14 protein-coding genes are annotated in these 14099 nt (G+C 60.6%); 3 read left to right on the top strand and 11 right to left on the bottom strand.

The features are described 5' to 3' along the window. Positions 1–756: a uroporphyrinogen-III C-methyltransferase gene (cobA, locus tag AC3A5O_RS14870; RefSeq protein WP_305483057.1), complete on the top strand. Its 756-nt coding sequence runs from the start codon at positions 1–3 to the stop codon at positions 754–756. 251 nt (positions 757–1007) lie between these two features. Here cobA and AC3A5O_RS14865 read toward each other — a convergent pair whose 3' ends face one another. The 8 genes from AC3A5O_RS14865 to ppsA all read right to left on the bottom strand — a co-directional run bounded on the left by AC3A5O_RS14865 (position 1008) and on the right by ppsA (position 9130). Beyond that, positions 1008–2042 (bottom strand): OmpA family protein, encoded by a 1035-nt coding sequence (locus AC3A5O_RS14865; RefSeq protein WP_122567888.1) that lies wholly within the window; start codon positions 2040–2042, stop codon positions 1008–1010. A gap of 107 nt (positions 2043–2149) precedes the next feature. After that, positions 2150–2740 (bottom strand): RNA polymerase sigma factor SigX, encoded by a 591-nt coding sequence (gene sigX / locus AC3A5O_RS14860; protein WP_003183614.1) that lies wholly within the window; start codon positions 2738–2740, stop codon positions 2150–2152. 91 nt (positions 2741–2831) lie between these two features. Beyond that, positions 2832–3656 carry a mechanosensitive ion channel family protein gene (locus AC3A5O_RS14855; protein ID WP_003199523.1) on the bottom strand — a complete coding sequence of 275 codons (825 nt, stop codon included), beginning with the start codon at positions 3654–3656 and terminating at the stop codon, positions 2832–2834. Between the two features lie 2 nt (positions 3657–3658). Beyond that, positions 3659–3904, bottom strand: coding sequence for a CrfX protein (locus tag AC3A5O_RS14850; RefSeq protein WP_122567887.1), 246 nt, complete (start codon positions 3902–3904; stop codon positions 3659–3661). Positions 3905–3967: 63 nt separating this feature from the next. Then, complete coding sequence (locus tag AC3A5O_RS14845) at positions 3968–4963, bottom strand: zinc transporter ZntB (RefSeq protein WP_122567886.1); 996 nt, start codon at positions 4961–4963, stop codon at positions 3968–3970. Positions 4964–4988: 25 nt separating this feature from the next. Beyond that, on the bottom strand, positions 4989–5480 hold the full coding sequence (rraA, locus tag AC3A5O_RS14840) for a ribonuclease E activity regulator RraA (RefSeq protein WP_122567885.1): 492 nt from the start codon (positions 5478–5480) through the stop codon (positions 4989–4991). Between the two features lie 126 nt (positions 5481–5606). Further along, positions 5607–6596, bottom strand: a complete 990-nt coding sequence (locus AC3A5O_RS14835) for an alpha/beta fold hydrolase (protein WP_122567884.1) — start codon at positions 6594–6596, stop codon at positions 5607–5609. Between the two features lie 158 nt (positions 6597–6754). Continuing rightward, the gene (gene ppsA / locus AC3A5O_RS14830) at positions 6755–9130 is read right to left on the bottom strand and encodes a phosphoenolpyruvate synthase (protein ID WP_122567883.1); all 2376 of its coding nucleotides are present in this window, start codon (positions 9128–9130) and stop codon (positions 6755–6757) included. A gap of 184 nt (positions 9131–9314) precedes the next feature. On the opposite strand from ppsA, the gene ppsR reads away from it, so the two are divergent. After that, on the top strand, positions 9315–10133 hold the full coding sequence (ppsR, locus tag AC3A5O_RS14825; RefSeq protein ID WP_003199510.1) for a posphoenolpyruvate synthetase regulatory kinase/phosphorylase PpsR: 819 nt from the start codon (positions 9315–9317) through the stop codon (positions 10131–10133). 148 nt (positions 10134–10281) lie between these two features. On the opposite strand, the gene AC3A5O_RS14820 is transcribed toward ppsR, so the two are convergent. Then, on the bottom strand, positions 10282–11127 hold the full coding sequence (locus AC3A5O_RS14820) for a type 1 glutamine amidotransferase domain-containing protein (protein ID WP_305483055.1): 846 nt from the start codon (positions 11125–11127) through the stop codon (positions 10282–10284). 103 nt (positions 11128–11230) lie between these two features. On the opposite strand from AC3A5O_RS14820, the gene AC3A5O_RS14815 reads away from it, so the two are divergent. Continuing rightward, positions 11231–12127, top strand: a complete 897-nt coding sequence (locus AC3A5O_RS14815; protein WP_487753364.1) for a LysR family transcriptional regulator — start codon at positions 11231–11233, stop codon at positions 12125–12127. A gap of 190 nt (positions 12128–12317) precedes the next feature. On the opposite strand, the gene AC3A5O_RS14810 is transcribed toward AC3A5O_RS14815, so the two are convergent. Further along, the gene (locus AC3A5O_RS14810; protein WP_014337323.1) at positions 12318–12545 is read right to left on the bottom strand and encodes an MbtH family protein; all 228 of its coding nucleotides are present in this window, start codon (positions 12543–12545) and stop codon (positions 12318–12320) included. A gap of 84 nt (positions 12546–12629) precedes the next feature. Next, on the bottom strand, positions 12630–14042 hold the full coding sequence (locus AC3A5O_RS14805) for an aspartate aminotransferase family protein (protein WP_305483054.1): 1413 nt from the start codon (positions 14040–14042) through the stop codon (positions 12630–12632). Positions 14043–14099: the final 57 nt, after the last annotated feature.

Genomic DNA, 14099 nt, shown 5'->3' with positions numbered 1-14099 from the left:
ATGAACGCAAAAGTCTGGCTGGTGGGTGCAGGTCCCGGTGACCCTGAATTGCTGACCCTCAAAGCCGTGCGCGCCTTGGGCGAGGCCGACGTGGTGTTGATCGATGACCTGGTGAATACCGCGGTGCTGGAACACTGCCCCGACGCGCGCATCATTGCCGTGGGCAAGCGCGGCGGCTGCCGCTCCACACCGCAGGCTTTCATTCATCGGCTGATGCTGCGTTATGCCCGCCAGGGCAAATGCGTGGTGCGCCTCAAGGGTGGCGACCCGTGCATCTTCGGCCGCGGCGGTGAAGAGGCGCAGTGGCTGCGCGAGCATGGCGTCGAGGTGGAACTGGTCAACGGCATCACCGCAGGCCTCGCGGGGGCGACTCAGTGCGATATTCCACTGACCTTGCGCGGAATTGCCCGGGGCGTGACCCTGGTCACGGCCCACACTCAAGACGGCAGCAGCCTGAACTGGCAAGCCCTGGCGCAAAGCGGGACCACCTTGGTGGTGTACATGGGCGTGGCAAAACTGAGCGAGATCCGCGAGCAGTTGCTGGCCGGTGGCCTGGCGGCGAACACGCCCGTGGCCATGATCGAAAACGCCTCCCTGCCCCACCAGCGTGATTGCCGCAGCGACCTGGCCTCGATGGAAGCCGATGCCAGCACCTTTCAACTCAAGAGCCCGGCGATTCTGGTGATTGGCACGGTGGCCGGCGCTGCCGAACTGGCCGACTCCTCGCCGACCTGGGCCCAGGTTTCAGCCCTCTAACAGACACCCATGTGGGAGCGAGCTTGCTCGCGATTGCAATGTATCAGCAGCCTGGAGGGTGACTGACACACCGCAATCGCGAGCAAGCTCGCTCCCACATGGGATTGAGTACGACCGAGAGAGACAGGCCGCCATCGCGAGCAAGCTCGCTCCCACAGGTCTTGTGTGTTCCAACCCACCCCATGATTTTCATAAATCCCAGGCAAAGAAAAGCCCGGCCTAAGCCGGGCTTTTCCAAAGCTGTGGGCTAATTACTTAGCTTGGGCTTCAACCTGCGCTTCTACGCGACGGTTAACTGCACGACCAGCGTCAGTGGCGTTGTCGGCAACTGGGCGGGATTCGCCGTAGCCAACAGACTGAACGCGGGACGATTCAACACCGTACTGGTTGGTCAGAACTTGCTTAACGGCGTTTGCACGACGCTCAGACAGTTTCTGGTTGTAAGCGTCAGGACCGACGGAGTCAGTGTGACCTTCAACAGTAGTGGTGGTGGATGGGTACTGCTTCATGAAGTCAGCCAGGTTCTTGATGTCGCCGTAGCTGTTAGGCTTGACAGTCGACTTGTCGAAGTCGAACTTGACGTCCAGCTCAACACGAACGACTTCAGCAACAGCTGGGCAGCCATCAGCGTCAACAGTTACGTTGGCTGGGGTGTCAGGGCACTTGTCGACGTTGTCGCACACGCCATCGTTGTCGCTGTCGGAGCAGACTTCAGCCGGAGCTGGAACTGGAGCAGCAGCAGGCTTGGAGCCGCCACCGAAGTTCACACCGATACCGACGCTTGGTGCCCACTCGGTGTCGCCCTGGTCGATGTTGTACTGAGCTTCGACGCCAGCACGGGCGTAGAAGTTGTCAGTGAAATACAGCTTGGCGCCGCCACCAACGTTAGCGAAGGTAGAACGGTTACGACCGTTGCTGCCATTCTGGTCGATGCTCTGGTCCGAGAAACCGGCAGAGACGTAAGGACGCAGCATGTCGCCTGGGTTGTTGAAGTGGTACAGAGCGTCCAGAGCGGTGTTGGCGCCCTTGACGTTAGTGCCGTCTTCGGTACGTGCGTTGTGCACTTCGTCGTAGGCCAAACGCAGTTCAACGTCGTCGGTCAGGAAGTAACCAACCGAACCGCCGAACAGGTTGCCGTTGTTCTTGAAATCACGAGCGCTGTCGAACATTTCTTTCTTGGCGAAGCCTTCGATTTCAACTGCGCCTTGGCCTTGTGCCAGAGCGCCGAACGAAGTGGCAGCAATCAAAGAACCAATGGCAAAGCCCAAGGTGTTTTTCAGTTTCATCCGTTAAATCCCCATCTGGTGATTGTGAAGCAGTCCCGCAAACCGGGGGACAACTCGGCGGCAAGTCTATCAGAACTTGCCTACACGTAAGAGATATTTGCGCCGAACTAAGTTTCAGCAATGCCCGCAAATTTCTCACGCAATTTGTCAAGAGCGCGCTTGTAACGCATTTTTGTCGCGCTCAAACCCATATGCATTATGTCTGCGATCTCCTGGAATTCCAGCTCTGCGACAAATCGTAGCACCAGAATTTCCCGGTCGATCGGGTTTACATAGACCAACCAGCGATCGAGTCCACCCTTTTCCTCGGGCTTGGGCGCCTTGTCTTCCGACGCTTCCTCGAGAGGGTCCAGGCTCAATGCGTCCATCAAGCGACGCTTTCGCCGTTCCTTGCGATACTGCGTGATGCATTCGTTGTACGTGATGCTGTAGAGCCAGGTCTTGAACTTCGATTTCCCCTCGAAGTTCTTCAGGCCATACAGCACCTTCAACATCACCTCCTGACAGACATCGTCAGCATCACGATCGTTCCCTAGATAACGCGCACAAACGTTAAATAAAGTTCTCTGGTAGCGACGCATCAACTCTTCATAGGCGCGTGTTACGTGAAACAGCTCCGTATGCGCGCGCGCGACCAACTCCTCATCGGAGAGATCACGGGGGTCGTAGCGCGTGGATAGCGATTGGGGTTTGTTCAAAACAAGTCGGGCCGACAGTCTAGGTCAATGTGCGCCACAGCCTGTGGTAGCAGGCATTTCGCGGCGGCATACATTAGCAGGGTTTGCCGGGTTAGCGGCTACTCACATGCTGTTCCAGCAGGATCCGATTGGAAAGCGACACCAGCTCGCCCTCCTCGGTCAGCAATGTGGTTTTCACCGTGCCGATCTCTTCGATCTGGCCTTCGACCTCGCCAACACGCACTTGTTGCCCAACCTCATACAATTCACGCACATAGATTCCCGCAAGAATCTGACCGGCGATTTCCCGGCTTCCCAATCCCATTGCCAGCGCAACCGCCAGACCAACGGTAATCAATACGATCACGATCACGTGGTTGAGCAGGTCAGTCTTGACCTCCAACTGGCTGATCGCCACCGAAATACTGATGATAATCACCAGGCCCTGGGCGATACGCCCCACGCCAGCGGCGTAGTCCAGCCCGACGCCTTCGGCCGCACCGCGCACCAGCCCATTGGCCAGTTGCGCCAGCAGGACACCGACCAGCAACACCAGCGCGGCACCAAAAACCTTCGGCAAATACAATGCGAGCATATCGAGCGTAGCCGAAACTCGCTCAAGGCCAAGGGATTCTGCTGCGGAAACCAGGAAAATCAGCAAGACGAACCAGTACACGATCTTGCCGACCAGGGTCGAGATCGGTACCTGGATGCCGCCACGGGACAGCAGCTTGGTCAGGCCAGTGCCGCCCATCAGGCGATCGAGGCCCAGCTTGGCGAGCAGCTTGGACAGCAGCGTGTCCAGCAACTTGGCCACGACAAAACCCAACAACAGCACCACCAGCGCGCCGAAGAGGTTCGGGATGAAGTTAGCTACCTTGGTCCACAACGCAGTCATTGCCGTGACGAGGCTCTGGGTCCAGAGATCAAGTTCCATATTCAATCAGCCTTATCAGCGGTGCGAGCAACAGGTTTACGGCGGGAAACCGGCGAGACATGGGCCGATCCATTATTCAGGGCGATCATCAGCGCGGGCAACCAACGGCCCAGCAGGCTGAACAGATCGCCCGCACCGACCTGGCGGTTGGCGGTTTTCAGTACACGCCCCAAGCACGCGTCGTCGTCCCGGCTGGACGGCGAAGCCTTGAGCATGTCGCGCAAAGACTGTTCAAACGGATCGTGCATACGCACCTCTCGTGATGTCTGTGGAAGACGCGATCACATTTGGTCGGGTCACATGAAACCCCATCACACCCAGCGCAAGCGGCGAAACAACCACCACTGCCCCAGCGCCACGCAGATCATCAGCAGGCACGCGACCATGAAACCGTAGGGACTTTCGGAGAACGGAATGCCGCCGACGTTGATACCCAAAAGACCGGTGAGAAAACTCATCGGCAGGAAAATCCCGGTGACGATGCCGAAGCGGTACATGGTGCGGTTCATGCGCACCGAAAGTCGCCGGTCTTCAGCCTCCAGCACAAGCCCCACGCGCTCTCGGGTCAATTCAAGCTCTTCGAGATAACGGGTCAGGCTGTTGTTCAATTCGTTCCAATAGTCGCCGTCTTCCTCCAGGAACCATGGCAACTTGATCCGCGACATCTGGCCGAAAATATCCCGTTGTGGTGCCAGGAAACGCTTCAGTCCGGCGGCCCTTCGACGGATGTGCAAAATGGCGTCATGCTCGGGTGCATACCGTTCGTCGGCGTCGAGTTTTTCTTCCTCGCCATCGACGATTTCCGAGAGGCAAGTGACCAGGTCCTGCACCTTGTCGGTGAGGTATTGCGCCATATAAAGGATGAGCTCAGAGGCGTTTTCAGGCCCCTTGCCTTCAGCCAGTTGCGCCAACAATTCATCGGTAGCGCGCAACGGCCGCAGGCGCAGGGAGATCACCCGCTGGGCGGACGCGAAGATCCGTACCGAGACCATGTCTTCAGGTTCGGCGCCCGGGTTGAGGTTGATCCCCCGCAGGAACAGCAGCATCTCGGCATTGGGCAACGGCAACAACCGCGGCCGCGTGTTCTCTTCGAGCAGCAGGTCGCAGTTGAATTCGCTCAAGCCGCTGGATTTGCGCAGCCAGGTGTGGGTTTGCGGATGACTGCGATCCCAGTGCAGCCACAGGCTTTCGTGGGCCTGCAACTGCAAATCGTCGAGTTCGGTCCGGGCTATGGAACGCGCGCCGCCTTTACCATCCAGCACCAGGGCATGCACCAGCCCCCATTGCGCGTTTTCTTCCTCGAACATCCTCATCCCTTATGGCAGTGGTGCTTCATTCAGGCATTTTCAGCGGGCTTGGCGAAACGATCACGCCGTTGTTGTCGGCATAGACATACTCACCCGGGCGGAACGTCACGCCGGCAAAGGTCACCGCTACATTGAGCTCGCCGACGCCGAGCCGGTTGGTTTTCATCGGATGGCTGGCCAGGGCCTGGACCCCGAGGTCGGTCTGGGCGATGACATCGACGTCGCGGATGCAACCGTAGATCACCAGCCCTTCCCAGCCATTTTTCGCGGCTTTTTCCGCCAGCATGTCCCCCAGCAGTGCCCGACGCAGGGAACCGCCGCCGTCGACCACCAGCACCTTGCCGTTGCCTTTGAGTTCAACTTGCTCCTTGACCCGCGAGTTGTCCTCGAAGCACTTGATGGTCACGATTTCGCCACCGAAGGAGTCGCGGCCACCGAAATTGCTGAACATCGGTTCCAACACCTGCACCAGTTCCGGGTAGGCGTCGCACAGGTCGGGCGTGAGGTAATGGTTCATCGAACAACTCCTGAAAGGCTGGAACGTCAGACTGAATGAGCAACCGTTTGTGACTGGAACCGCTAGACGCGTCATATCTTAGCCGCAAGCCGACCAGAGCGAAATGCCCTTGTCAGAGCCTTCGCTTCAAACCGCCTCGGCCAGCTGGGGCTGTTCGCCCAGCAAGGGTGCCTGCTGATCCTCGAGCCAACGGGCCACCAACGGCCAGACCTCGAGGTGAGCGGCTTTGCTGACCAGCATCTCGACGTGACCGAAATCGTCACTGAAGCCCTGTCCCCGGCCCAGGCAGACAAACTGCTTGTGCGCGGAACCGATCTGATCGAAGAGTTTGCGGCACGCCCAGGTCGGGTCCTGGTGATCGCCGGCTGCACTCACCGCCAGCACCGGCAGCTGGACATCGGCCAACCCGGCCCACCAGTTTTTCTCGGCATCGCCGAAACGCCCGAACAGGCCGTACCAGCGCATGCTTTCCAGGGCCAGGCCGATGGGTTCGTCCTCGGGGCCGCGCTTGAGCCTTGAACCGGACAATTGGGCAAAACGCTTGAGAATGAAGCGACCGCTCCATTCCACCGGCGGGATCTTCAGCGGCCAGTAGGTGCGGCTGACCTGGGTGCCGAAAAACGCCGCCGACGCCACCGCGGGCTCACCCAGGTAGTGGCCGCCCAAAGCTGCCGCCAGGGTAATGCCACCCAGCGAATGACCGATCCAGTGGGGCACTTGCCCGCTCTGCTCACGCACGAAGGCGCCAATGGCCGGCAAGTCGTAACGGGCATAGTCGGCCACACGATTGTTGCGATAGCCCTGGTTGCGCTGGGACAAGCCGTGGCCGCGCATCTCGGGAATCCACACATCGAACCCCAGGCGTGCCAGGTACGCCCCCAGGCCCAGGCCCTTGGGCGAGTACCAGAAGCGCCGGTTGGAAAAACTGCCATGCAACAGAATCACCGGGACGCCACGGGTTTCACCGGCGTCGGCCATGCCCAATCGGGTGACAGCCAGTTCGACACTGGCGTCCGGGCTGTTGCCGGGTTTCAAGCGATAGACATCTTCGCTCAGATCACCGCGCCGCTCGGCGCTGATCAAGGCGACAGGAAAGAGGTTGCTGCTGCTTTGCATAATCTTCTTGCACAAAAAAAGACGACTGTGGGAGCGAGCTTGCTCGCGATTGCGGTGGATCAGCAAAAACAATCTTGGCTGACATTCCGCTATCGCGAGCAAGCTCGCTCCCACAAAGGTTACCCGGCTTACATTACCGGCGAGGCCCCTTCACTCAATCAGACCGCAGCCTGACCCTCAGCCAGGAAGAACCAGGTTTCCAGCACGGAGTCCGGGTTCAACGAAACGCTTTCGATGCCCTGCTCCATCAGCCATTTGGCCAGGTCCGGGTGGTCCGAAGGGCCCTGGCCGCAGATGCCGATGTACTTGCCGGCCTTGTTGCAAGCGGCAATGGCGTTGGCCAGCAGCTTCTTGACCGCCGGGTTACGCTCGTCGAACAGGTGGGCGATGATCCCGGAGTCGCGGTCCAGGCCCAGGGTCAATTGGGTCAGGTCGTTGGAACCGATGGAGAAACCGTCGAAGAACTCAAGGAACTCTTCAGCCAGGATGGCGTTGGACGGCAGCTCGCACATCATGATCACGCGCAGGCCGTTGTCGCCACGGGCCAGACCGTTTTCCGCCAGCAGGTCGACGACCTGGCTCGCTTCGCCCAGGGTCCGCACGAACGGCACCATGATCTCGACGTTGGTCAGGCCCATCTCGTTGCGCACGCGCTTGAGGGCGCGGCATTCGAGCTCGAAGCAGTCGCGGAACGATTCGCTGATGTAGCGCGAAGCACCACGGAAGCCCAGCATCGGGTTCTCTTCTTCCGGCTCGTAGAGCTTGCCGCCGATCAGGTTGGCGTATTCGTTGGACTTGAAGTCCGACAGGCGCACGATGACCTTTTTCGGCCAGAACGCCGCCGCCAGGGTGCTGATGCCTTCCACCAGTTTCTCGACGTAGAAGCCGACCGGGTCGTCGTAGCCGGCAATGCGCTTGTCGACGCTGTCCTTGATGTCCTGGGGCAGGCCGTCGTAGTTCAGCAGTGCCTTGGGGTGCACGCCGATCATGCGGTTGATGATGAATTCCAGGCGGGCCAGGCCCACGCCGGCGTTCGGCAACTGTGCGAAATCAAAGGCGCGGTCCGGGTTGCCGACGTTCATCATGATCTTGAACGGCAGGTCCGGCATGGCATCGACGGAGTTTTTCTTGATGTCGAAGCCCAGTTCCCCTTCGAAGATGTAACCGGTATCGCCTTCGGCGCAGGAAACGGTCACGCCCTGGCCGTCTTTCAACAGCTGGGTGGCGTTACCGCAACCCACCACAGCCGGAATACCCAGTTCACGGGCAATGATCGCCGCGTGGCAGGTACGCCCGCCGCGGTTGGTAACGATGGCGCTGGCGCGCTTCATCACCGGTTCCCAATCCGGGTCGGTCATGTCGGAGACCAGTACGTCGCCGGCCTGGACCTTGTCCATCTCCGAGACGTCCTTGATGATCCGCACCTTGCCCGCGCCGATGCGCTGGCCGATGGCACGGCCTTCCACCAGCACAGTGCCGGTTTCCTTGAGCAGGTAACGCTCCATGACGTTGGCCTGGGTACGGCTCTTCACGGTTTCCGGGCGGGCCTGCACGATGTAAAGCTTGCCGTCGTCACCGTCCTTGGCCCACTCGATGTCCATCGGGCACTTGTAGTGCTGCTCGATGATCATCGCCTGCTTGGCCAGCTCGCTGACTTCGGCGTCGCTCAGGCAGAAACGCGCGCGCTCGGCCTTGTCCACATCGACGGTTTTCACCGAACGACCGGCCTTGGCTTCGTCGCCGTAGATCATCTTGATGGCCTTGCTGCCCAGGTTGCGGCGCAGGATGGCCGGACGACCGGCTTGCAGCGTGCCTTTGTGAACGTAGAACTCATCCGGGTTCACCGCGCCTTGCACGACGGTTTCACCCAAGCCGTAGGCGCCGGTGATGAACACCACGTCACGGAAGCCCGACTCGGTGTCGAGGGTGAACATCACGCCGGCGGTGCCGGTTTCGGAGCGGACCATGCGCTGCACACCGGCGGACAGGGCGACCAATTTGTGGTCGAAGCCCTGGTGCACGCGGTAGGAAATGGCACGATCGTTGAAAAGGGAGGCGAAGACTTCCTTGGCTGCACGGATGACGTTTTCCACGCCACGGATGTTCAGGAAGGTTTCCTGCTGACCGGCAAAGGAGGCATCCGGCAGGTCTTCGGCGGTGGCCGAGGAGCGCACGGCGACGGCGATGTCGGGATTGCCTTCGGATAGCTTGGCGAAAGCGGTACGGATCTCGGCGTTCAGTTTCTCGGGGAACTCGGCTTCCATGATCCATTGGCGGATCTGGGCACCGGTCTTGGCCAGGGCGTTGACGTCATCGACGTCCAGGGCATCGAGCGCATCGTGGATCTGCTGGTTCAGGCCGCTCAGTTCCAGGAAATCACGATAAGCCTGGGCGGTCGTGGCGAAGCCACCTGGCACCGATACGCCGGCACCGGCGAGGTTGCTGATCATCTCGCCCAGGGATGCGTTCTTGCCCCCCACATGCTCCACATCATGGACGCCGAGCTTATCGAGGGAAACTACGTACTCTACCAAGGTGATCTCTCCACTAACTGTGTTGGAAAAGCTCAAGGCACCGGCGGCTCCAGGGGAGCGCTTGCCGGCGATATGGCCTGGACCTGGAAAATAAGTGAGAATGCAGGCCACTGGCGGCCGGCAAATCGCGCCTATCATATCCAAGAATCGTCACTAGCTCACTAGCTTAAGGCCCAAGGCGCAAATGAAACGATCTGCTTTCTTTATCTCCGACGGCACCGGCATCACGGCCGAAACGCTAGGCCAAAGCCTGTTGGCACAGTTCGAAAACATTACCTTCGCCAAATTCATACGTCCGTACATCGACAGCGTCGACAAGGCGCGGGCCATGGTACAGCAAATCAATAAAGCCGCCGAAACCGACGGTTTCCGCCCGATCATCTTCGATACCATCGTCAATCAGGACATCCGTGAGATTCTCGCAACGTCCAATGGTTTCATGATCGACATTTTTTCCACCTTCCTGGCGCCCCTGGAACAGGAGCTGAGCGAGCATTCCTCCTACTCGGTCGGCAAGTCCCATTCCATTGGCCACAACTCCAACTACATGGAGCGGATCGAGGCGGTCAATTTCGCGCTGGACAACGATGACGGCGCCCGCACGCATTATTACGACAAGGCCGACCTGATCCTAGTGGGCGTGTCGCGTTGTGGTAAGACACCGACGTGCCTGTACATGGCGATGCAATTCGGCATCCGCGCGGCCAACTATCCGCTGACCGAAGACGACATGGAGCGCCTGCAACTGCCCAGCGCGCTGCGCGCCCACCAGCACAAGCTGTTCGGCCTGACCATCGACCCGGACCGCCTCACCGCGATCCGCAACGAGCGCAAGCCCAACAGCCGTTATTCAAGCTACGCCCAGTGCGAGTTCGAAGTGCGCGAGGTGGAAAACCTGTTCCGGCGGGAGAACATTCCCCATATCAACTCCACGCATTTTTCCGTGGAAGAGATTTCGGCGAAGATCCTGGTGGAGAAAGGGGTGGAGCGGCGGTTCAAATAAAACCGCCACACCACTAAAACCTGTGGGAGCGAGCTTGCTCGCGATTGCGGAGTGTCAGCCGGCATCAATGTTGCTGATTCGCCACTATCGCGAGCAAGCTCGCTCCCACAGGAGGATCTCCCACAGGGAAATCGGTGGTGTTCCTGGGTCAGCGCTTCAGACGCTTGACCAACGCCTGCCCCACCGCCAGCGCCGACGCCGGGTTCTGGCCCGTGATCAATTCCCGATCCGTCACCACATGGGACGTCCACGGCGAGGTGTTGCTGCTGTAGTGCCCTCCCGCCTGCTCCAACGCGGTTTGCGGATAGAACTTCATGCTCCCGCCGCCCAGCAGGCCCTTGGCCAGCTCTTCTTCCTGATTGCTGATCACCGTCATCTTGTACCCGGCATAGATCCAGTCGGCCTTGCCCGAGGCCTGGCCTTTGGCGGCCAACTGACCCACGAAACCCTCGGCATCAGGCAGCGTCGACAGCAGCGCGATTGGCCCGTGGCAAACCAGCGCGGTGGTCTTGCCCTTGTCATGGAAGTGCGTCAGCACCCGCCCCAACAGTGCGCTCGTCAGCAAATCCTGCATCGGCGCATGCCCACCTGGGATGTACAGGGCGTCGAACTGCTCCAGGCCGATCTGCTCGACACGGGCCAGGCTGATCACCGGCGAGTCCTTGGCCGCCGTGATGTTCAACTGCGCCAGCAACGCCTGATAGCGCTCCAGCTCCGCCGAGTCGTTATTGAAATACATCTTGTCCACCGAGGACCGGTCCAGCGTCGGCGCCTTGCCTTCGGGCGTCGCGAACGTCACCTGGTGACCGGCATCCAGCAACAGTTTCACCGGTTGCAGCAGCTCGTTGAGGTAGAACCCGGTGGAGAAGACCTGGCCATTTTTCAAATCCAGATGATCGGAATCGGACAGGACCACCAGCACGTTATCGGCATGGGCCGCGACACTGATGCCTGCCAGAACGACAGATGTTGCCAAGGTCGTGAGCTTTTTCATGATGACTCCAGAACGCTTCGAGAAAAGATGCGCTCACTGTATTGATGCGCTTACCGGCGATAAACTTGTTCTCCGGAACATCACTTGGCCCCTGGAGGCAACAATGCCCCGTCGATTCGATCATCTGGCCGACGTGGAGGCCTTCGTCACGGTCGTGGAGAAAGGCACCCTCAGCGCCGGAGCCGTGGCGCTGGGCACCACACCTTCGGTCCTGAGCCGCGCCATTTCCCGCCTCGAAGCCCGGCTCGGGGTGCAACTGTTGCGACGCACGACCCGGCGGCTGAACCTGACCGATGCCGGCACGTTGTACCTGGAACAGTCGCGCTCGGCCTTTGCCCTGATTGACGACGCCGAGCGGCGAATCCAGGGCCAGGACGGTGTCTTGACCGGACGCGTGCGCTTGAGCGTACCGACCACCTACGGTCATTACCGCCTGCCATCGCTGCTGTCGCGTTTCGCCCAGGCGTGCCCGCAAGTTCGGGTCGAACTGAGCATCACCAACCGCAATGTCGATCTGGTCGCTGAGGGGTATGACTTGGCAATCCGCCTTGGGCCGCTGCCGGACAGCGGGCTGGTCGGGCGCAAACTCGAAGACGCCCGCCTTTGCCTGGTGGCTGCGCCGCAGTATCTGGAACGCGCCGGAACGCCCCGGCACCTCGATGAACTGGCTGCCCACGCTTGCCTGCCCTTCGTGATGCCCAGCAGCGGACGCATCGCACCCTGGCTGTTTCGCTTAAATCAGGAAGATCGAGAATGGCTGCCGACGGGCAATGTGCACGTGTCCGACGATGTATTGGGCATCGTGTCCCTGGCCCAGGCCGGGATGGGGATCTGCCAGACCTATGACTTCATTGTCCGGGAGCGAATCGAGCGTGGGGAACTGGTGGCGTTGCTGGAGGACGTTGGCGGGCGCAGCCGACCGTTTTCGATCATCTACCCGCCCCATCGACAATTGCCAGCGGCGGCACGGGCGTTGATTGATTTTTTGATTGGGCAATAGCTGGTAACGCCGGCCGCCCCTGTGGGAGCGAGCTTGCTCGCGATGGCGGCGTGTCAGCCGGCATCGATGTTGCTGATCCGCCGCCATCGCGAGCAAGCTCGCTCCCACATGGGTTCCGATGTGACTGCAGGATTTGCATCCTCCCGCAGCCATCCTGTGGAAAGCTTCCTTGCTGCCACAGGTTCTACATTCAATGAACCGCAGCCGCCTGCTCCTCCATCTTCTTGCGCAGGCTCAGCGGGCGCATGTCGGTCCAGACTTCTTCGATGTAGGCCAGGCATTCCTTCTTGAAGCCGCTTTTGCCAACGGTGCGCCAGCCCTCGGGGACGGCCTTGTAGTCCGGCCAGATCGAATACTGTTCTTCGTGGTTGACCACGACCTGAAAGACGATGTCCTCGCGGTCGAATACTGAAGTCATGGGTGTCTCTCCATCTTTGCTCGAGGTTCGCTGCGTCGCATACGCAGCCAGGATATGAAAGGAACGTACGGGGCCGGGTGAAAATTAGCTGTCGGTGACCGCCGCATGCAGGGCTCGCCCGAAAATCTCGGCGACCCGGTCGATTTCCGCCCGGGTGATGATCAACGGTGGCAGGAACCGCACCACGCCGCCCTGCCGGCCGCCCAGCTCCAGGATCAGCCCGCGCTTGAGGCATTCGCGTTGCAGCCGTGGCGCCAACTGTGCATGCACCGGCGGATGACCGAGGGCATCCGGCTTGCCCGCCGGGTCTACCAGTTCAACACCAAGCATCAACCCGCGACCGCGGATATCGCCCAGTTGCGGGAAGTCTCGCTGCAGGATGCGCAGGTGCTCGCTCAAGCGTTCGCCCATGGCGGCGGCGTGGGCCGGCAGGTCGTGCTCACGCAGATAGCGCATGACTGCGGAACCGGCGGCCATGGCCATTTGATTGCCACGGAAGGTCCCGGCGTGAGCGCCCGGCAGCCAGGTGTCGAGCCACTCGCGGTAAACCACCACCGCCAGCGGCAAGCTGCCGCCGATGGCCTTGGACAGCACGACCACATCCGGGATGATCCCGGCATGCTCGAAGGCAAACATTTTGCCGGTACGGCCGAAGCCGCTCTGGATTTCGTCGACGATCAACGCCACCCCTGCCTGCTCGGTGATCCGTCGCAAGCCGCGCAGCCAGTCCAGGTCGGCGGGAATGACCCCGCCCTCGCCCTGCACCACTTCGACGATGACCGCCGCCGGCAATTGCACGCCGGCCTCCGGGTCGTTCAGCAGGTTTTCCAGATAATGCAGGTTGGCCTTGACGCCCTCGACACCGCCCAGCCCGAACGGGCAGCGGTAATCGTAGGGGTATGGCATGAACTGCACACCACTGCTGAGCAAGGCGCCCAAGGGTTTCTTCGGCCCCAGGCTGCCCATCAGGCTCAATGCCCCCTGGCTCATGCCGTGGTAACCGCCCTGGAACGACAGCACGGTGCTGCGTCCGGTGGCGGTGCGCACCAGCTTGAGGGCGGCTTCCACCGCGTCGGTACCGGTGGGGCCGCAGAACTGGATTTTCGCCTCGGCGGCCAGCTCTATCGGCAACAGACCGAACAGATCCTGGACGAAGCGGTCCTTGACCGGTGTGGTCAGGTCCAGGGTGTGCAACGGCAGTTCATCGGCCAGCACCTGCTGGATCGCGTCGATCACCACCGGGTGGTTATGCCCCAGCGCCAGCGTGCCGGCGCCGGCCAGGCAATCGATGAAGGTACGGCCCTCGACGTCCTCGACATACAATCCCTTGGCGCGCTTGAGGGCCAGGGGTATCCGCCGTGGATAGCTGCGGGCATTGGATTCCTGCCGACTCTGGCGCGCCAGCAGTGGTGATTCATTGAACTGGTAGAGCGTCTCGGCCGGCACCGGGCTGACCCGGGCCGGCTGTGCTTCGATAAGGCTGTTGGCGACTGACATCTCTCGACCCCGCAGTACGTAGTGACCCAAAACGACACACCGGGCAGGTGCGCATCC

It is taken from the genome of Pseudomonas sp. Soil_N_39, from assembly GCF_057655955.1.
Note: the sequence above shows the minus strand (reverse complement) of the source record. Positions and strands in the feature narration are given on the sequence as shown.